General features: G+C 57.9%; 19 protein-coding genes and 5 pseudogenes. 13 read left to right on the forward strand and 11 right to left on the reverse strand.

Annotated elements, in window-relative coordinates:
- Positions 1 to 278: 278 nt before the first annotated feature.
- Positions 279 to 740 carry a hypothetical protein gene (locus IB267_RS17485; protein ID WP_192448738.1) on the reverse strand — a complete coding sequence of 154 codons (462 nt, stop codon included), beginning with the start codon at positions 738 to 740 and terminating at the stop codon, positions 279 to 281.
- Positions 741 to 999: 259 nt separating this feature from the next.
- Here IB267_RS17485 and IB267_RS33730 point away from each other — a divergent pair, with 259 nt between their 5' ends.
- Both IB267_RS33730 and IB267_RS17490 read left to right on the forward strand, forming a co-directional pair.
- Complete coding sequence (locus tag IB267_RS33730) at positions 1,000 to 1,134, forward strand: hypothetical protein (RefSeq protein WP_256436948.1); 135 nt, start codon at positions 1,000 to 1,002, stop codon at positions 1,132 to 1,134.
- On the forward strand, positions 1,110 to 1,805 hold the full coding sequence (locus tag IB267_RS17490; protein ID WP_192448739.1) for a chitinase: 696 nt from the start codon (positions 1,110 to 1,112) through the stop codon (positions 1,803 to 1,805). Before IB267_RS33730 ends, IB267_RS17490 begins: the two co-directional genes overlap by 25 nt.
- Before the next feature lie 138 nt (positions 1,806 to 1,943).
- Here IB267_RS17490 and IB267_RS33360 read toward each other — a convergent pair whose 3' ends face one another.
- Positions 1,944 to 2,132, reverse strand: a complete 189-nt coding sequence (locus tag IB267_RS33360) for a hypothetical protein (protein ID WP_246810688.1) — start codon at positions 2,130 to 2,132, stop codon at positions 1,944 to 1,946.
- 491 nt (positions 2,133 to 2,623) lie between these two features.
- Between IB267_RS33360 and IB267_RS17495 the strand changes: the two genes are divergently transcribed.
- The gene (locus tag IB267_RS17495) at positions 2,624 to 2,914 is read left to right on the forward strand and encodes a hypothetical protein (protein ID WP_192448740.1); all 291 of its coding nucleotides are present in this window, start codon (positions 2,624 to 2,626) and stop codon (positions 2,912 to 2,914) included.
- On the opposite strand, the gene IB267_RS17500 is transcribed toward IB267_RS17495, so the two are convergent.
- Positions 2,901 to 3,545 (reverse strand): hypothetical protein, encoded by a 645-nt coding sequence (locus IB267_RS17500; RefSeq protein ID WP_192448741.1) that lies wholly within the window; start codon positions 3,543 to 3,545, stop codon positions 2,901 to 2,903. The two genes, IB267_RS17495 and IB267_RS17500, sit on opposite strands and share 14 nt — an antisense overlap.
- 700 nt (positions 3,546 to 4,245) lie before the next feature.
- On the opposite strand from IB267_RS17500, the gene IB267_RS17505 reads away from it, so the two are divergent.
- From IB267_RS17505 to IB267_RS17515, 3 genes and pseudogenes are all read left to right on the forward strand, one after another.
- Positions 4,246 to 4,797 carry a DNA-3-methyladenine glycosylase gene (locus tag IB267_RS17505; protein ID WP_192448742.1) on the forward strand — a complete coding sequence of 184 codons (552 nt, stop codon included), beginning with the start codon at positions 4,246 to 4,248 and terminating at the stop codon, positions 4,795 to 4,797.
- A 179-nt stretch (positions 4,798 to 4,976) separates the two neighbouring features.
- Positions 4,977 to 6,134: pseudogene (locus tag IB267_RS33365) on the forward strand (zinc-dependent alcohol dehydrogenase).
- 15 nt (positions 6,135 to 6,149) lie between these two features.
- Positions 6,150 to 6,940: pseudogene (locus tag IB267_RS17515) on the forward strand (SDR family NAD(P)-dependent oxidoreductase).
- A 79-nt stretch (positions 6,941 to 7,019) separates the two neighbouring features.
- On the opposite strand, the gene IB267_RS17520 reads toward IB267_RS17515, so the two are convergent.
- Positions 7,020 to 7,250 carry a hypothetical protein gene (locus tag IB267_RS17520; protein ID WP_192448743.1) on the reverse strand — a complete coding sequence of 77 codons (231 nt, stop codon included), beginning with the start codon at positions 7,248 to 7,250 and terminating at the stop codon, positions 7,020 to 7,022.
- A 410-nt stretch (positions 7,251 to 7,660) separates the two neighbouring features.
- Between IB267_RS17520 and IB267_RS33370 the strand changes: the two are divergent.
- The 3 genes and pseudogenes from IB267_RS33370 to IB267_RS17525 form a co-directional block, all read left to right on the forward strand.
- A pseudogene (locus IB267_RS33370) lies at positions 7,661 to 8,161 on the forward strand (glycosyl transferase family 1); the annotation flags it as partial.
- Positions 8,162 to 8,590: 429 nt separating this feature from the next.
- Positions 8,591 to 8,788: pseudogene (locus IB267_RS33950) on the forward strand (hypothetical protein); the annotation flags it as partial.
- Positions 8,771 to 8,971, forward strand: a complete 201-nt coding sequence (locus tag IB267_RS17525; protein WP_192449262.1) for a hypothetical protein — start codon at positions 8,771 to 8,773, stop codon at positions 8,969 to 8,971. The pseudogene IB267_RS33950 and the gene IB267_RS17525, both read left to right, overlap by 18 nt.
- A gap of 107 nt (positions 8,972 to 9,078) precedes the next feature.
- Here the strand turns inward: IB267_RS17525 and IB267_RS17530 are convergent, their stop codons facing one another.
- Together IB267_RS17530 and IB267_RS17535 are read right to left on the reverse strand one after the other, a co-directional pair.
- Positions 9,079 to 9,492, reverse strand: coding sequence for a hypothetical protein (locus IB267_RS17530; protein WP_192448744.1), 414 nt, complete (start codon positions 9,490 to 9,492; stop codon positions 9,079 to 9,081).
- Positions 9,493 to 9,647: 155 nt separating this feature from the next.
- Entirely contained in the window at positions 9,648 to 9,908 is a 261-nt protein-coding gene (locus IB267_RS17535; RefSeq protein WP_192448745.1) for a hypothetical protein, read from the reverse strand.
- A gap of 80 nt (positions 9,909 to 9,988) precedes the next feature.
- Here IB267_RS17535 and IB267_RS17540 point away from each other — a divergent pair, with 80 nt between their 5' ends.
- Positions 9,989 to 10,375, forward strand: a complete 387-nt coding sequence (locus IB267_RS17540) for a hypothetical protein (RefSeq protein ID WP_192448746.1) — start codon at positions 9,989 to 9,991, stop codon at positions 10,373 to 10,375.
- A 489-nt stretch (positions 10,376 to 10,864) separates the two neighbouring features.
- Positions 10,865 to 11,119, forward strand: a complete 255-nt coding sequence (locus IB267_RS17545) for a hypothetical protein (protein WP_192448747.1) — start codon at positions 10,865 to 10,867, stop codon at positions 11,117 to 11,119.
- A gap of 742 nt (positions 11,120 to 11,861) precedes the next feature.
- Here IB267_RS17545 and IB267_RS17550 read toward each other — a convergent pair.
- Positions 11,862 to 12,044 (reverse strand): hypothetical protein, encoded by a 183-nt coding sequence (locus tag IB267_RS17550; RefSeq protein ID WP_192448748.1) that lies wholly within the window; start codon positions 12,042 to 12,044, stop codon positions 11,862 to 11,864.
- Between the two features lie 399 nt (positions 12,045 to 12,443).
- Here IB267_RS17550 and IB267_RS17555 point away from each other — a divergent pair, with 399 nt between their 5' ends.
- Positions 12,444 to 12,926, forward strand: a complete 483-nt coding sequence (locus tag IB267_RS17555) for a pyridoxamine 5'-phosphate oxidase family protein (RefSeq protein ID WP_192448749.1) — start codon at positions 12,444 to 12,446, stop codon at positions 12,924 to 12,926.
- 293 nt (positions 12,927 to 13,219) lie between these two features.
- On the opposite strand, the gene IB267_RS17560 is transcribed toward IB267_RS17555, so the two are convergent.
- The 4 genes and pseudogenes from IB267_RS17560 to IB267_RS17570 all read right to left on the reverse strand — a co-directional run bounded on the left by IB267_RS17560 (position 13,220) and on the right by IB267_RS17570 (position 15,481).
- Positions 13,220 to 13,591 carry a hypothetical protein gene (locus IB267_RS17560; RefSeq protein WP_192448750.1) on the reverse strand — a complete coding sequence of 124 codons (372 nt, stop codon included), beginning with the start codon at positions 13,589 to 13,591 and terminating at the stop codon, positions 13,220 to 13,222.
- Between the two features lie 109 nt (positions 13,592 to 13,700).
- Positions 13,701 to 13,898 (reverse strand): annotated as a pseudogene (locus IB267_RS33375) (alpha/beta hydrolase); the annotation flags it as partial.
- A gap of 719 nt (positions 13,899 to 14,617) precedes the next feature.
- Complete coding sequence (locus tag IB267_RS17565) at positions 14,618 to 15,058, reverse strand: sigma-70 family RNA polymerase sigma factor (RefSeq protein WP_192448751.1); 441 nt, start codon at positions 15,056 to 15,058, stop codon at positions 14,618 to 14,620.
- A 180-nt stretch (positions 15,059 to 15,238) separates the two neighbouring features.
- Positions 15,239 to 15,481: a hypothetical protein gene (locus tag IB267_RS17570; RefSeq protein ID WP_192448752.1), complete on the reverse strand. Its 243-nt coding sequence runs from the start codon at positions 15,479 to 15,481 to the stop codon at positions 15,239 to 15,241.
- A gap of 602 nt (positions 15,482 to 16,083) precedes the next feature.
- Between IB267_RS17570 and IB267_RS17575 the strand changes: the two genes are divergently transcribed.
- On the forward strand, positions 16,084 to 17,142 hold the full coding sequence (locus IB267_RS17575) for a YihY/virulence factor BrkB family protein (protein WP_192448753.1): 1,059 nt from the start codon (positions 16,084 to 16,086) through the stop codon (positions 17,140 to 17,142).
- Positions 17,143 to 17,209 lie beyond the last annotated feature (67 nt).

Here is a 17,209-nt window from a genome sequence, read left to right on the forward strand (position 1 = left end):
CCTCCTCCCGCGTCGGTTCTATGTGCAGACGCCCACTTCCTCCTCCCAAGGGCGTTTACGGGAACGGCAACACTTCTCCTCCCAGTTGCTGTTCGGTTTTTTTGAGACCGGTAACTTCTCTGGGGTCGAATACGGGTTGTTAGGCCCCGAACAGTCCATCATCGCCGAGCCTGGATAGCGGGAGAGTTGCCTTGAATCTCGTCACCAAGGCTTCCGCCAGTGCGATGGCGATACCAAATCGCGCTATCTTCATCCGGCGCCCGCGAGTGCCGTTCCAGTCATAGCCCATCATGCACCCTGCGACGACGCCGGCTGCGACCGAGGCGTAGTTCGACCATAATCCTAACTAGCCATCCCCTAACATCCGAGGTTTCGACGAACTCGGCCATATGGTTGATTGCGTGTTGAAGCGCTCGTTCGGTGAGAGCGGTTGCTTCTTCCGGGGTGGCAGTAAGGCTCCGCGCCCACGCCGTCAGCTCTGGCAGCAGATCGACGACCACGCCAACGCCTCCCAATGGCGGTGAATGGTCGAGCGGGCGGCGAGCATCCTTAAGTCGGCGTTCCAGTTCCCAGGCATCTCGTATGCCACCCATGAACAGACGGAGCGCCTCGCGAGCCAGCCATTCGCCCTCTTCACTTTGTCGGGGGATATTCCGGGCGTTCAAGACTTTCTCAAAGACCGTAGAAATGACGGTGAGCCCCTCGGGAAGAATGTATCCGGATTGCAGTCGATCAAACATAACCTCCTCCATTCAAGGCGAAAGTGATGAGTGTCCATCAACGGCCGGAGCCCGTTTCATGGTCCAGCCATCAGGCAAAATATGGTTCGCAGAACGGGCTTTGACTAGCCCTTGACCGCGTCGGCGCCAGCTTCGGCCGGAGTTTTTTATCTCATTTTTTCATCTCACTAAAGGAAACCTGATGAACAGAAAGACGTTCCTCGCCTATGCGAGGCGCGCGCCTCTTGGCGGCCGCCTGAAACACAGCTAGATCGACGGCATGAACGCCATCCTCGACGAGTGGGATCGGCGCCAGTCGATCGGCAACGTGATCGACAATCGGCATCTCGCCTACATGCTGGCGACAGTCTTTCACGAACCGGCGGAACGATGCAGCCGGTCACCGAACACCTGAACTATTCGGCCGAGCGCCTCACCGAGGTCTGGCCGACCCGCTTTCCGACGGTCGCCAGCGCCAAGCCTTTTGCCCGAAACCCGCGCAAGCTGGCTAACAAGGTCTATGGCGCCCGGCTCGGCAACACGGCTCCCGATGACGGCTGGCTCTATGGCGGCCGGGGCTTGCCGCAGATTACCGGCAAGGAAAACTATGAGAAGTTCGGCCTTGCCAAAACACCGGAGAAGGCCGCCGAGATGCCGACGGCGATCCGTGTCCTCTTCGATGGCATGATCGAGGGGCTCTTCACCGGCCAGAAACTCGCCGACTATTTCAACCAGGTCGACAACGATCCGGTCGACGCGCGACGCATCATCAGCACTGACAAGGCGAAGCTGATCGCCGGATATTACCGAAGCCTCCTCGACGCGCTCGAGGCGGCTCGATCAGCGGCTGAAATAGCGGACGTGAAGCCGGCAGTGGCGGCGGCCGACGACGTGCCGGCCGGAAAGAGCGGAACGGTGGTGACGACGGTCGGTGGCTTGTTCGGCGGCGCTGGTCTTTCGGCGGTGCTGGGCGTCAATAATCCCTATGCCGCCGGCATCGCCGCGCTGCTGATCGTCGTCGGCTCCGTCGCCCTGATTATGTTCGCCACCGGCCGTCGGTCGGTGAACCGCGCGCCGGCCCGCTGAGATGTGGCAGCGCATCGTCGTCGTCGGGCTCGTGCTCGCCGGTCTCACCTGGCTCGTCATCGAGATCCGCGCGGACCGCGCGCAGTCCGCCACCTGGCATTCAGCAGCTCGATGAGTGACGTGTACTTTTCCTGCATGTCAGCGATTTTCCCCGTGCCGCTCGCATTCCGCCTTCGTCCAGATCGCCGCCGCACAGATGCCGACGGCAGTCCGGTCTATCTTTCGCTGATCTTCCGGCGTCGCCCCTCGGGCGCCAACCAGGTCAGTGCCTACGATGCTCCTAAGGGCCGTCACACTCGCCGGCGTTGAAGTTCCACAGCCCGCCAACCAAGATTGAAAGGCAGAACAATGAAGCGGCGGGCCGCGCTCATTCGAAGCGCACTGATTACGACTCCTGCCTTAATGCTTGGTTTGGCGGCGCGGCGACCACCCTTATCGCAGTCTTCGCCGGTCGCCTCATGTGGCACATGAACGAGGTGCGAAAGAGCTCTGCGCGGCGCCGCGGTTTCTAGCTTGTTCTGGCTTTGTGTGTTCAGGTCGCATAATGTACCGGCTGACAGGTCCTAAGCCCAAATCTGACCCTTTGCGTTCGGGGACGAGTAACAATCAGCCCCGGGCATGGTCGCCTGCAGTTCTATTGTCTTCAAGAACTCCGGTCCATCTCGCTGCCGAGCGGTAGACGGCTCACCGCAGCAAGGGAGATCACCGAACAACGCCCTGTAGAGCCTCGAGCTATTGGAACTTCTCGTCGCCGCGCAGCTTTATAGCCTGCTGCCACGGAAGACAAAGACAACGCTGATGACCTGAGGACTAAAGCCATGAAGATCGCTGTTGTTGCCCTGGTAATTGTCGCTTCTCTTTGCGGCTGCGCTGCCGGGATTACGACCTACCGCTTTTCGCCGCAGCTCGAACCGATCCCCGGCAGTATTACCTATGGCGGGCAACCGCGCACCAAGCTGACGAAGGCGCCGGTGGGCAGTATTGTGCCTCATCAATTTCGGGATCAATTTGGTCGGCCCGTCTACGAGACTTATGTGATCGAGCCAGACCGTTCTTTACGGCTTGTTTCTCGCCGATGGCGGGCGTTCGACGTTTTCAGCGACGATTAAGTGGCTGCTTGGCGCGGGCAATCTTTAGATCGACCCCTCGTGCAGATTCCGTCTCGGGATCGAACACTCGGGTGGGATCGCCATGTTTCGTATCAGGCTGACCGTCGAATTGCCCCCGAGGGACACCGCCTCCTAAACTTCCTTGAGCAACTTGCCTTCGAAAGAAACCATCGCCGCGCCCGCAAATATTCCGTCCAGTTCCAGGCGCCCTGCTGACGACGAAAATCTGCTGATTATTCAGCCTGCTGACGAGCAGGCCCGAGAGGAAGGAGGATTTTCCTGCCGCAAGGGCGGAGAAATACGGGCGGTCTCGAATATCGATGGGTTTGATATTGGGGTTTGTGGAGAACAGCGTCCGGCCGTTGCGATCAACGACGTAAGCCTGGACTTGTCCTGGCAAGTCTGCGACTGCCAGGTTGATATCGGCGACCTCATCAGATGCGACCCCGAGCGTGGGTCCTAGTGTGTCGTCTATGCGCCGAAGAGCCTGAATAGCTAGCGCGTTAATCCAGGATGCGTTGGTCGCCACAATCTTTGACGCCGCTGCAGCACACTCTTCGGACCGTAGCAGGGAGGAGCGATAGCTTTCGTAAATCCATAGGGACAGCAGGACGACGAGCGCCGCAAACATGACCACCACGACATGGCAGCGGTTGAGACCGTCAGCCTCTTGCCCGTGTCCATGCAGCCGTCGCTCCAAACCCCTCAGCTGATCTTAGAAGCCTACTTGGACGATGCAAGTGCGCGTTGCGGAAATTGCGCGGCACGGCTGAACGCCCTGGTCCTGCGACGATCATGCTAACTACTCAAATGCTTAAAACGTCGCACTGAATGGATAACAGCAAAAGTTGACGGTGAACATGCCTTCGCAAAGTAGCTTGGCGCTCGTGCATGATCTCGATCGAGGGATAACTAGAGCTAGACGATCCCTTGTCAAAGTGTCGTCATCGGCTCGTCCGCCGATAGGCCGGAATGGTTCCGCGCACCCCGGCCTCAATCCGGAACAGTCGCGAGCCTGGCGCGCTACCTGCGTTGCATTGGGGCGCATCCGGCTCCGATTGGTGGAACAACAGTCGCCTTTGCCTCGTTGGAGTACCGAGGCAGGAGGCTCAAGAATGCCAAACGAACAAGCCACACGCCGTCGCACGTCCGATGAAGCTCGCCGCGTTTAAGGTTATCCTTGGCGTGGATTCTATTGAGGCGGGCCTAAGACGACACATGATGCCGACGCTCTTGGCTGGAGGCACGCTCGGTTACTTTTGGACAGGCTTCGCGCGACGCCGTTGATGTCCGGTGCGACGTCCGGGCGGGTCTTCGAAGGAAAAAAACGCATGATCAATTCGGCATTTTTTGCGCGTGGCGCCGTTACCGTCGCCGAAGATCTGATCGGTACATTTCTAGAAGCGGACGGCGCAGGCGGCACCATTGTTGAAACGGAAGCGTACCTGCAGGACGATGCCGCGTCTCACAGCTATCGGGGCAGAACTCCCCGAAACAGTCCGATGTTCGGATCGCCTGGCACGCTCTATGTCTACAGATCCTATGGCCTCCACATATGCTTGAATTTCGTGTGTCAAACCGGAAGCGCGGTCCTCGTGCGCGCCCTTGAGCCGGCTATCGGTCTTGAGATCATGCGGCTGAGGCGCCGGACCTCGAACGACAGGATTTTGTGCGCCGGACCGGGGCGTCTTTGCCAAGCGCTTGAGATAACGCTTGGTCTTTCCGGCCAATCGCTTTTTTCCAGCAAGTTGCGACTTTCTGCCGGTCAGAACGAATTGGAAGTGTGTCGGGGACCGCGCATCGGAATTCGCAAGGCTGTGGACCTGCCCTGGCGTTTTGGGGCGCAGGGCTCCCACTACCTCAGCCGCAGGTTTTCTGTGTGAGCGTTCAATTCTCCTCGACCCCTTGGTTGGGTTGCGATCCGTCTGCCGGATTAATCTGTCCGGTGACCGTCGGCGACGTGAGGAACGCTTCTTGGTTCTTTTTGTCAACTTCATGAACCAACAATGGAGCGAAAACCCTCCTTGACAGTTGGAGCTTGTTTCCACCTCTGGAGGCTCCAATGAAGGCACTCACTTGGCATGGCAAGCACGACATTCGATGTGAAGCGTGCCGGACCCGGAAATTGAAGATGGCAGAGATGCGATCATCAAAGTCATTGCATGCGCCATCTGCGGATCAGACCTTCATCACTTCAATGGCGTGATGCCCGACCTGCATCGCGGTGACATCATGGGCCACGAAACGATGGGTGAGGTCGTTGAGGTTGGTCGGGAGAACGGCAAGCTGAAGGTTGGCGATCGCGTCGTCGTGCCCTTCACGATTTCCTGCGGTGAGTGCTTCTTCTGCCGACGCGGTTTCTTCTCCGGTTGTGAGTGAAGCAACCCCGATCCCGAAAAGGTCACCAAGCTCTGGGGAAATTCTCCGGCGGGCCTGTTCGGCTACACCCATCTTCTCGGTGGCTACAGCGGCGGCCGCCGAATATTTGCGCGTACCCTATGCAGACGTGGGGCCGATCAAGGTGCCGGACGGTTTGACGGACGAACAGGTGCTGTTTCTCTCTGATATTTTTCCGACAGGATACATGGCTGCCGATTTCTGCGACATAAAACCGGAGGACACGATCACTGTGTGGGGCTGCGGCCCCGTTGGCCAGATGGCGATCAAATCCGCCTTCATCCTGGGTGCCGGAAGGGTGATCGCCATCGACACCGTTCCGGAACGACTTCGACTGGCGGAGCAGTCAGGCGCCGACACGCTCGATTTCATGGATCACGACATCTACGACAAGATCATGGAAATGACCGAAGGGAGGGGTGCCGACGCTTGCATCTATGCGGTCGGCACAGAAGCCGACCCGGCCGCGAGCTGGGACTCGCGGATCGACCGCATCAAGGTCGCGACTTTCATGGTGACGGATCGGCCCCACGTTCTGCGCCAAGCTATCCATTGCTGTCGAAATTTCGGCGCGGTGTCGATTGTCGGCGTTTATGGCGGCTTTCTCGACAAGATTCCAATGGGGTCAGCCATCAATCGCGGCCTGACGTTCAAGATGGCTCAGACACCGGTTCAGCATTACCTGCCCCCTTTTAATGCAACGTATCGAAAACGGCGAAATCGATCCGTCTTTCATCATCACGCACCGGGCGTCGGGCCGGATCTCTACAAGACTTTTCGCGACAAACAGGATGGCTGCATCAAAGTCGTGCTGCGGCCCTAGGGAGAAAGAACATGGCTGACGCGACCTCCTCAAGGCCTCGCCGTTGTGACGGGAGCCTCGACCGGTATCGGATACGAACTAGCGAAATGCGCCGCGCAAGATGGCTACGATCTCGTCATCGCGGCCAATGAAGCGTCCATCGAAGACGCCTGTCTCCGATTGCAACAATTGGGCATGTCCGTCGAAGCCGTCGAGGCTGATCTTTCCACAATCGACGGTGTTGACCTGCTGACAGAACGCAGCGGCGGGGCGACCTGTGGCTCTCCTCATGGCCAATGCGGGCCGCGGCTTTGGTAGAGGTTTTCTCGATCACGACTTCGCGCAAGCGCGCAAAGTCGTCAATACCAATATCATCGGGACGATCTATCTCGTTCAGCAGATCGGCAAACAGATGCGGGCGAGCGGCGGCGGCCGCATCCATTTGACCGGTTCTATCGCCGAATTCATTCCTGGCTCGTACCAGGCGGTCTACAACGGCACCAAGGCTTTCATCAACAGCTTCTCCTTCGCCCTGCGCGACAAACTTAAGGACACCGGGGTGACCGTTAGCTGCCTGATGCCGGGCGCGACGGAAACGGAATTCAGGCGCGCCCAACTTATGGACACATCGATCGGCCAGTCGGAAAAGAATGATCCCGCTGAGGTTGCCAGGGTCGGCTACGATGCGTTGCTTGATGGCGAAGGTGATGTCGTCAGCGGATTGAAAAAATAAGCTTCAGGCCGCCGTGGCCAATATCACTCCAGCAAGCGTGCTCGCTCACCAGCACACCAAGATGACTGAACCGGGCTCTGGACAGAAATGCTGAAATGATGACCGGATCCAGTCGCCGCCCGGGAAGCACGGCGTCCAATGAGCGTGCGACGTGTGTGCGCTCGTCTAGGCAATCATTCCGTTAATCGTTGCTTCATATAGGCATCGAGAGAAGAGCGCGCGGGACCGATACGTTCGAGGATTTCTCGCGCCTCAATCGGTGACAAGCCGTATTTTCCAATGAATTCTGTCAGATCGTAGTGATCGCTGTACAGGGATTCCAGCACGTTGACCTTCCTTGATCGAACGCCATCGGTCATCGGATAGGTCCTGGGATCATTCAAACCGGGATCGTTCTGTTTCATGGCCGGCTCCTAACTTCCCGAGCAGATCGCCTTGGAGGGCGATGGTGATCAAAAGTCCGAGAAGCGCAGTTTTGTTCCACGACGCCCTTGGCGCGGAGGTCGTTGGAGCGCCTGCGCACCAATTCGATCCACGACGTTGGCGCGTTCGAGGTGCAATGTCGCTCCGTATATAAGGACGAATGAATACAAAATTCGCGGCGCTCAGAACAAACACACTGAAAGCTGGTTCCATGGCGACGATCGAGATCCCTCGACTATCGAACCAACCACTCCACGAACGTCGGCTCGACGCTCGTAAGGCGATGTGTGTGCCTATGTCAAAGCGGAAACTCGTTGTCATCAGCGACTATCAGGACGGTTGGCCACCCGCGCGCGCAGTCCCACCGAGGGCCGAACGCCTGCGCGCGTGGGCGTCCATCCTCAGCGTCGACCCTCGCGCACGGTTCGTACATTGCGACCCCGTGATCCACATCGTCGCGGCTGCCGACCGGCCTCACGACCGCGCCGCTGCGGAGGGGCATCGGCTTGCCCAATACCAAGGCTGGGACATGATAGCAGGCCGCTTATGGCCGCACTTGGGGGAGCGGAACGATATCTTGATATCATTGGCGTCAACTACTATCACAACAACCAGTGGATACACGGCGGCGCTCCGATCGACGTGGATCACCCCCTCCACAAGCCCCTTCATAAAATTCTCGTGGAGACCTATTCCCGCTACGGGAGGCCGATGCTGATCGCCGAAACAGGCTGTGAAGGAGACCACCGTTCTGAATGGCTCGAATATGTTGCTGAAGAGGCAAGGGCCGCTATGAGAGCGGGTGTGCCCCCTCGAGGGCATATGCCTATACCCGATAATCAGTCATTTGGGTTCGGACGACGATCGCGTGTGCGAGAACGGCTTGCTATCGATGGATCCTACGTAGTCGGGCCAGGTAATGCACCCAGCCCTTGCACGTCAGATCGTGGTTGAGATGGAAGCGGTTGATGCCTCGGTCGCCACGGCGGACCGGAAAACTCACGTCAGGGACTGAGGGGATAGCGTCAACCTGGCCCCGATAGCACAGTCCGGATGGCGTTCAGACGCCATCAGAGCTGCCGACTCGCTCGTGCGCGTCAGACGGATTTTTGCCCGCCGACCGCAGCACGCCAACCGTGTCGTGATCCGTGTCGGTTGCCCTCGATCTAACCCATAGCGCCCGCTTTTGGTAGCAACGCGGCCGACCTAGGTTGAGCACACATTTCCCCATCTGTTCGGGCCGGGCGCGCAAAAGTTCCTGCCGAGACGGAACCTCCGGGTTGCGGGCTGGTTTTGCTGTAGTTTCCAAGAGGAGGTAGCTATGGGCATCGAGAAGCCGAGAGACGGCAAACCGGGGACCACGGATCAGTCACCTCGTTGGGAAGGACCGGAGGAAAGCAGGCCTCGCGGGTATCTTCCGGCAAAGGACGATCCTGACCAGGATCGGGATGCAGTGGGCGAAAACAATTCAGATCCCGAGCGCAACCGGCCGGCCGATGCGATGGCGGCGAAGCAGGACGCAAAGGGTCAGTTTGCGAAGTCGAAGGCGGATCGCCGAAGCAGCGGTGTATCGAGCGCGAAACCTACACTCATAACCGGCTCGGAGGACATGTCTGAACATCGCAGCCCGCCGGGGAGTAAAGAGCCCGCGAAGGATTGGGACGTCGGTTTCGATCAGGAGCAACCGGATCGTTCAAAGTAACCTCCGCATTTGCGTCGGCGCCGCCCGAGCGGTCGTCACAGCTCAAGCGGTTCGAACGGCCTCTCTCAAGCAGGCCGCTCCACCTTAGATCCGGGTTCGGTATCACCTTAGCCGTTCGCCGCGCCCTTGAGAGCTTTGGCCGCGGCAAACGTCAGCTCCACAAGCGAATAACCAATGTTCACAAATTTTGCGCCTGAGGGAGTGATCACTGGGTCCTGCAAGGTACCGCTCGCCAATTGGAATGACGAGCATTGAGCAAGGTCGAATTCCCATCCACGACGAGCCACAGTCCGTCGCTCAAGGCGCGGACTGTAAAGGGCTTCCGCCGCTCCTGCCCTCCGTTCGCGGCTGCCAACAATCGCGGTTCGCATTGGCGATGCCTCGCTCGCGTGCACGCGCGTTGACGAGATGCTCAAGCGGAACGAGGAGATGGCTTCGCTCAGATCGAAGCAGAGCGAAGGATAGTAAGGGAGGATCGCGAGCGCTGCCGCGATGTTCGCGGTCAATTCAATCTCGCCCACCGCACCGTCATGTCGTTGTGCAAGATACTTGGGTAGCAATGCTTCAGATCTCACCCAGTGTAGCTGGTGTACTTCGAACGCGACGTGCGGTGCGCCAAACGGCTGTCGCCTGCGCCTCTTCGTAACTTTTAGACGACCCATGTCAAAACGAACTATCAGGCTGTCCGGAAAAAACTATCGGATTCTTGCACTGGCGGGGTCGAGATCAAATTCAACGTCGCGCCGATGTGTCTTGCCTGCTGCTCGTTCAATCTGAATTGCAGGGACGACACGTCTGTTCGGTGCGGGTCCACGCTAAATTCCACCCTCAGCAGGACGTCGCCACTGCCGTCCGTCACGGCCTGCGCTTTCCAATCGATGATGTCTGATGCTCGAACATGGCCTCGCCCGTCCGTACTCCAGTCCTTGATTTGCAATCTGACCCCCTAGCTGTGTCCGCGCAGAGAATTGGTGCATACCAATTGGTAGTGATTCATGATTCGCTTGGCATTAAACTTTGCAAACCGAAGGCAACGAATTTTCGATTTTCCCGCTCACCAAACGTGCTCCGGTTTCGATGCCTTGTGTCGCCCGAGGCATGGTGCTCGGGGCCAGAAATATCCGAAATGCAGTTGGCGGACTGAACAAGCGCAAGGAGGCTGCGATGGTCGCGTTCGATGTGGTGCGTTTCAAAGTCAAACCAGCGGCATTTCACGATGCCCACAGACACATCGCTGAAAGCTGGGCGGGTCTCCATCACGCCGCCAACATCAAGACCGTGATACCCCTGCCGCTTTCAGTGGTTCTTGCAGCACAACCAATTCCGGAGGGGCAAAAGCGGCCTCAAGTTTTCAGCGGCGATGAGAATTCTACAGTTCGAACTGTTGAGCAACCCTGTGCATGATCCGCCTCCGTCCCTCGCCGTAATGTCTTTGCCCCAAGGCTCTTATGCAATCTTTTCGAATGGGCACGTCCGTCTGCGGGAACAACAACGCCTCATCGCGGTTGATTCCAATAGAGGAGACAAACATGCCCACGACCCCGATCCCACAACCGCCGGATCCCGAGTTCCCACCGGACATGCCGCCGGACGAACCCGATTTGCCGGATCCCCCCATTGAAGAACCAGAGCCTGACGTCGGTCCCGACGAGGCCCCCGCAATTACGCCCGTGCCAGGTGTGGAGATTCCACCCCGAGTGTAAGGTTGTGCGAGACGTATCCTTCCTTCGTTGGGACAGTCAGTGCCTTGGCGGTACCAACCGTGGGACCGCGGTCCCCCGTGAGAAGCGGGGATCCTGCCTGGCGATCACGAGGTTGTGTCCGCCCCGCAGAAACCTAAGGTGCAAGTCGACGCTTGGCACGAGGTACATGCTTTCGAAGTGGAGAAAAACGATGATGAAGATCCTAATGACAACCGCTGTGATGGCCGCCCTTGCAGGGCCGAGCGCGTTCGCCCTGTCTGATATCAAGTGCAATCAGTCCAACATGGCAAAGCTTGAAAATGACGTTAAAGCCATGAAGGACGAGATGAAAAAGGATTACGCCTCCAAGGAATTGACGATGGCAAAGGCAGCGCTCGCATCCAATGACACCGACAAATGCAAGACCCACATGTCGAACGCGATGAAGGATAATGATCCTATGTAACGGCGAAGTGTCGGGGGCAATGCCATCGGTACGGCCCTCGACGTCCCGCCCAGACGCCTCATCTGCTAGCGCGCGGTGCGTCGCGTTAACGGCTCCACCGACGTCGCCGCGCGAAAATGTCCCTTTGGATTTCGGGGCACCAGGTTAACGCCGATACTTTTGCAGTTTCTCACGGAAACAGCCTTTCATCGGTAACGGTGAGGCGAGCGATGACCTCAGCTTGGAGATCTTGGCAGATCTGACGAGACTCGGATATCTGGTCTTCTCGACGGGGCATCTCTCGCAGAAGATTCTCCAGTATCGAGGACGCCCGAGCGTATGCCTCGAAGATGTTGAACAGGCGCTCATCTCTCGTAACTTGAAGTTGGGTTCTATGGCGCGGCAGTGCCATCGCCAACCGAGCCCTACCTAGCTGCATCTGTCCCATATTGTTCATCTCCTTTGAGCCTGCGGTTCCCGACAAATTTGCTGGACCGGACAAGGAATGGCCCCGTCCAGGGGAAGACGAGGCCATGTGGGCTCATAAAGGCTTCAGTTCTGCGAAGCGGTCACCCTGATCGGGGAATTCAGGGCTTCCATGCTTCAGAAACGTTGACGCGGTGAATGAGTTCCGAGCTGTTCGTAAAAAGATGGCCCCGTGGGTGACGGAGCCAGAGGTGGTGTGTGCCCAGGCTCGTAGGATGGAAACTCTTGAGCCCGGCCTACCAAACCTTGTTGTTTCGCAAGGGTTCCCTGCATGCCGCTACGTCGCCACGCCAGTCACTGGGTTCACGGCCGGCTTCTCACTTGTGTCTTTGGCGCCCGCAGGCTGTACAGTGGGCGGCGCCACCGACTCCTCGTCTTGGTGTTTGCTGCGGTTCGCGGGTTGATGAGTGTCTTTCGGCTTCGCCTGTTCGGGCGTCGCGTTGGTATCTTTGGTGGTCATTGAAATTCACCTTTTCGAAAGGGCCGGAAAAAAGATGGCCCCGAAAGGCGACTGACGAGGCCATGAGTTTCCGGTGTCATCAACGGGTCCGGAGAGATCGACAACCGGACCCGATGCATAAACGAAGGCAGGCATCGCTGGTTCCGTGCGGGCTTGATTTTTCCGTGATCGCCCAGCCTTTCGTGACCCGTCGATTGGCAAAGCGGAGTTGAGATGACCAATAACTGCCGCCGGTAATCGGGTCTGATCGAATTTTCCGTCTCCTTTATCCCGCACAGCAAATGGCGCCCTGGCGCGCGAACGGCTGCGAACTGAAAGCATCAAACACCTCTGCCGAGGTTCAAGTGGAACTTCGATGTGCTGCGACAGTTCTCAGTTTTTCAAAGAAGGAAAATGGCAATGGCACAGAACGCGAACGACCAGGACAAGATTTGGAAACTGGCCAAAGATATAGGCTTCTGCATGCTAACCACCCAGACGGGAGGTGATCTTCGCGCGCGACCGATGTCGGCCCACATCGAGCGGGACGACAACGCTTTCTACTTCCTGACCGATGATGCCAGCCACAAGGACGATGAGATCGCCGGCAATCCCGCAGTCTGCCTGGCCTTTGCAGATCCGAAGGGCCAGAAGTACGTTTCAATATCCGGAACGGCCACAATTCAGAACGACAGGACGAAGATCAGGCAACTCTTTTCTCTTCCCGCAAAGGCTTGGTGGGATAGCCCCGACGATCCCGCAATCCGGGTCTTGAAGGTCGATCCCTCATTTGCGGAATATTGGGATAGTCCCGGAACTGTCATCAGCTACATCAAGATGGCGACAGCAGCGATCAGCGGCGCCAAACCCGACTTGGGCGACAATGCGTCGGTGAAGCTCTAAGAGGTCACTATAGCGGGGTAGGTTTCGGAAGGAGTGCTATCGGCACGTCAGTATCCGGACCTGCTTCCTGCGTCACGAAAGGCGTCTTACAGTCTGCGCTTTTAGAAGGAAAATGATGCAGGTTAGCGACGCGCCAGACCAGCCCCGCGTAAAACGGCCACGGCCCCTGTATGTGTACACATCGTTGCGAGCAGAGGAGGCGTTGGCCGTGGGAATGCAGGCGCTCGGCCGCGACGCCATGGCAGTACGGGCCATGCTCGATGAAATCATTATGATGAAGGCCGAAGCCGCGATTATGGCTTGGAGCCTCTTTGCGTCAGGACCTGCATCTCTTCGAACCGGCGTCTTCGTTCGCCATCTTCCTGGTCGGTGGAGTAGCAAATTCGCGAGACGCAAAAGCGGAGGATCTTCATTGGGGTTTTGGCCTGGTCGAATTCACAGTCGAAGGTGTCAGACATGTCGGCCTTCTTTGTGTCGGCTCTTTCGGAATACTTGAACCGTACGCCTGGCGGTTTGAGTTCCGGGAAGGACTGCACGACACCGACATTCAATGCGTCGGCCATGAAGAAGTTCTTCGCGACAGAGATGCAGGCCTGCTCCAGCTCGGGGCTCTGGGCGAAGGCGGATCCAGCCAGGAAAAAGGCGGTGATCGGAATCCATTTCATATTGCAATCCTTTCCTGACGCAACCGTACGCCAACGGTGCCTGCGTCAACCCGAGAACCCCGGGAATGTTCCCGCCTAACCCAAGAGATTACCGCGCATGAAAGCATTGGAGATCGCGCAGACAGGCTCTCGCTGACGCCTGCATGTAATTGTCGTTCGGTCCCCACACGATTAAGGCCGGTGGCTTATGGGTGCGATGCTGCGGGAACCACAGCCTGTCCGCCTTCAGGCCGAAGCCGATCTGCTTTCGCCGCGGTGTGTGGCGCGACCAATGAAGCTGCCACAGGCCAGGAGCGGTGGAGGCCGCAGGGTGCTGCCGAGCAACCGAACGTCGCTGTCACGCATCATCATGGTGACGGATAGCGGCGCAGGCCTGGGGACACTTCCGTCGGCATAATCCGCCCTGAGCGCTACCAGTTACCGGCTGCTCTTTGGGAACTTCTTCGTCGAACCGGGTCTTTTCACGGGCAGGGTCGTCGTCCGATGATCTCTTCCTCGTCATCTGCTGGGAGCGCGTCATCCGGCTCCATATTGGCTTCGTCGCGGCTCGGAACGGGAGGTACTCGCCCCGCCGTTCATCGGCATCTGCTCCCGACAAGTCCGGCGCCGGAATCGGTTCCAGATCCATCTCTGGCGGCCGCGGTTTCTCGATGGGATCGGGGATCGGTCTGACAAGGTCTTTGCCGTGGTTTGGTTTGTTCATCCTGACTTCCTTTCCAGTTGGAAAGTGAACAAACGGAACGCGTTAAAGTTCCCGCCCTAGGTCCGCTGACGGCTTCCGGTATCGCCGAGCGCGAACGCCTCTACAGGGCGCCAGCGCGTCGCGCCGGATGTTTGTCCGCGGCAAGCCGCCAAAACCGCTCAGGATCGTTGATGCGGCAACGAGTGGCGTGCGGTGTCCCATTCTGCAGCGCGCGGCCGGAGCTGCTCGACTTGCGCTGTCGTTTACGGGCTGGAGAACGGCCAAATCAAACTTGGCTTCACCCGATCTGAAAACATCCAATGTCCGAAGGCCGGGAGCGACGGTCACGGCAGGCGGTGGCTGCGGCGCAAGTGAATTTCCACCATCATCCTGACAAGCCACTCTTTGACATCTGAGCCGTCCCCGAACTCATCGACGTGTTCGATGGCATATTCCAGTGTCTGCTCGGTAAGATCCGTGGCTGCCTCGTATGAGGGGCATAAGCTTCGCGCGTGCGCCAACAACTCAGACAGCAAGTTTACGATAGTGGTCTGGGCTTTGCCTCTTTCCTCTCGGTAGTCGTGCGAAGGGTCGCCAAGCTGATGTTCAAGTTCTAGCGGTCCACTTATCCCGCCCATGTAGAGCATGAGGGCGTGTCGCGCGAGACGCTCGCCTTCCTCACTGTGTCTGGAGATGTTCCGGGCATCCAAAATCTTGTCGAAAACCTTAGATACGACAGAGAAACCTTCAGGTAGGATGTAACCAGATTGCTGTCGATCGAACATGGCGCAATCTCCTCCGGATGGGGCGAAAGCGCTTCTGATCTCCCAGTCGCCAGCGCCCTTTTGCAGTCAGCAATGGGCGCATCATGCGCTCGGACGTGCGCTTCGACTATTCACTTTGACATGTCTCCGGAAGCATACTCTGTCGGCGCGACTTTCAAGCCGCGCGGCGATGCGCAGGCTTTACTTGATGAATCCCGGGTACTGCACTTCCTCGCGATTGATGCCCTGCGAGTCCAATCGGACCGGCACGGGTTTCGGGACCTCAGGCATATATCGATGCGCGACCAGCCAATCCCGCAAAATCGTTTCAATAGCTGCAGCTCGACTAGCAGATGGCGAGCCAACATCAGGGTCGGTCATGTAAGCCGTCAGCCCGGCCTCCAATTCATCTGAAAGACGTGGGAAGTTGGTTGGATCGGACATAACTCGCTCCTCAGTGCTGCCGGAAAGATAACGAGCTTTTCAGTCGCCTGTTCCCAATTCGCTTATGCGCGACGTTTGCAGCAAAGGCGCGGCAATCCCGCCGGTGCCCGTATGTGTCCTGTCCGCGCCGGATGGCGGGAACGATTAGTTTCATTCCCGGTGGCCGCCGGTCCAACTTCTGTTCCGTGTTTCAATGCCGGCAGTTCGCGTGCCCAGGTGAATGGCGGATCGCTGCCAGCAGAAACTACGCTCACGAGCCTTCATCTTCGCGAGAAAATAAAGCATCGCAACTGCGCAATGATTACTCCTCTGGGGTTTATGAAACACCCGGAGAAATGGCGGGGTATTCTGGGGCGCTATCATTGTTATCGAAGTATTACCTAGACAAGACAGGCGAGGCGCCATCATGCAATCTAAAATCCTGCGGTCAGTGAACATTTGCGAAGGTCGGGCGTCCCGTTTCCATCTTCGCCGCTATGTGGAGGATTTTTTGCCATGCGTCGTCATACCCAGCGTCACATAAGGGTTGAAATGGCCGCGCTGATTGCAGCCTTCGCGGTGATCGCGCCGATCCTCGTTTTCACCTTCCCCGGCTGACACCCATGGCATCGGACAGCGCGGCGCTGCAAAGCGATACCTGCCGGCTATTTCGACGCAAAGAATACTTGCGCAAGCGCCAAGAGGTCGACGTGACGGAGCAACTGGAAACCGCCGAACCGGGGAGAGGGCGAACGGCTGAAAAGCCGGAGGAAATACCGGCCAAGGGCATGCGCGATGTCCTTTGGCGCGTGGTGGAAGAGGTCTCGCAAGAGCGTGTTTTCCTCATCGCGGCAGGGGTCAGCTTCTATCTTATGCTTGCTCTTTTTCCGGCACTTGGCGCGTTGGTGTCCGTCTACGGGTTCATCGCCGATCCGAACGACATCGGCGCGCACATGAATGTGCTTGATGATCTTCTGCCGCCAGGATCCTACGGATTAATCACCGATCAGCTGAAATCTTTGACGGCGCAGAAGACCACCACGCTTCGTTTCGGATTTGCCGGCGGTCTCTTGATCTCCCTGTGGAGTGCAGCCAACGGCATGTCGGCGATTTTTGACGCCATGAACGTTGCTTACGGTGAACACGAGAAAAGGAGCTTCGTGGCCAGAACGCTCTTCTGCCTCGCCTTCACCCTTGCCGCCTTGATGTTTGCTGCGATCCTCATCTTCCTGATCGGGATCATTCCTGCTCTGCTTGCCTATGTGTGGCTGGATCGCTGGGTAGAAACCTTAACAAGAGTGATACGCTGGCCCGCGATCCTTTTCCTCGCTGCCATGGGGACGGCCACAATCTATCGGTACGGCCCAAGTCGCGAACGGGCCAAAGTGCGCTGGCTGAATTGGGGCGTGGTGTTCAGCGCCATCATGTGGCTCGCCGCATCCTGGCTCTTTTCCTTTTATCTGGAGAATTTCGCGAACTACAACGCGACCTACGGGGCTCTTGGCGCGCTGGCGGGGTTCATGATGTGGGTCTGGATCTCCACGGTGATCTTAATCATCGGTGCTCTTTTGAATGCCGAACTTGAACACCAGACGGCGGTCGATACCACCACTGGTAAGCCTTTGCTGATGGGTGAACGTGGCGCATATGTCGCTGACACGCTCGGAAAAGCTGTCGATTAGGCTTCTGCGGGCACATCTTTCTCCGGTTTAGGCATTGCAGATCTAGCTCGGCCGTGAGTTTCAGCGC

Source organism: Ensifer sp. ENS09 (genome assembly GCF_014852425.1).
GTDB lineage: Bacteria > Pseudomonadota > Alphaproteobacteria > Rhizobiales > Rhizobiaceae > Ensifer.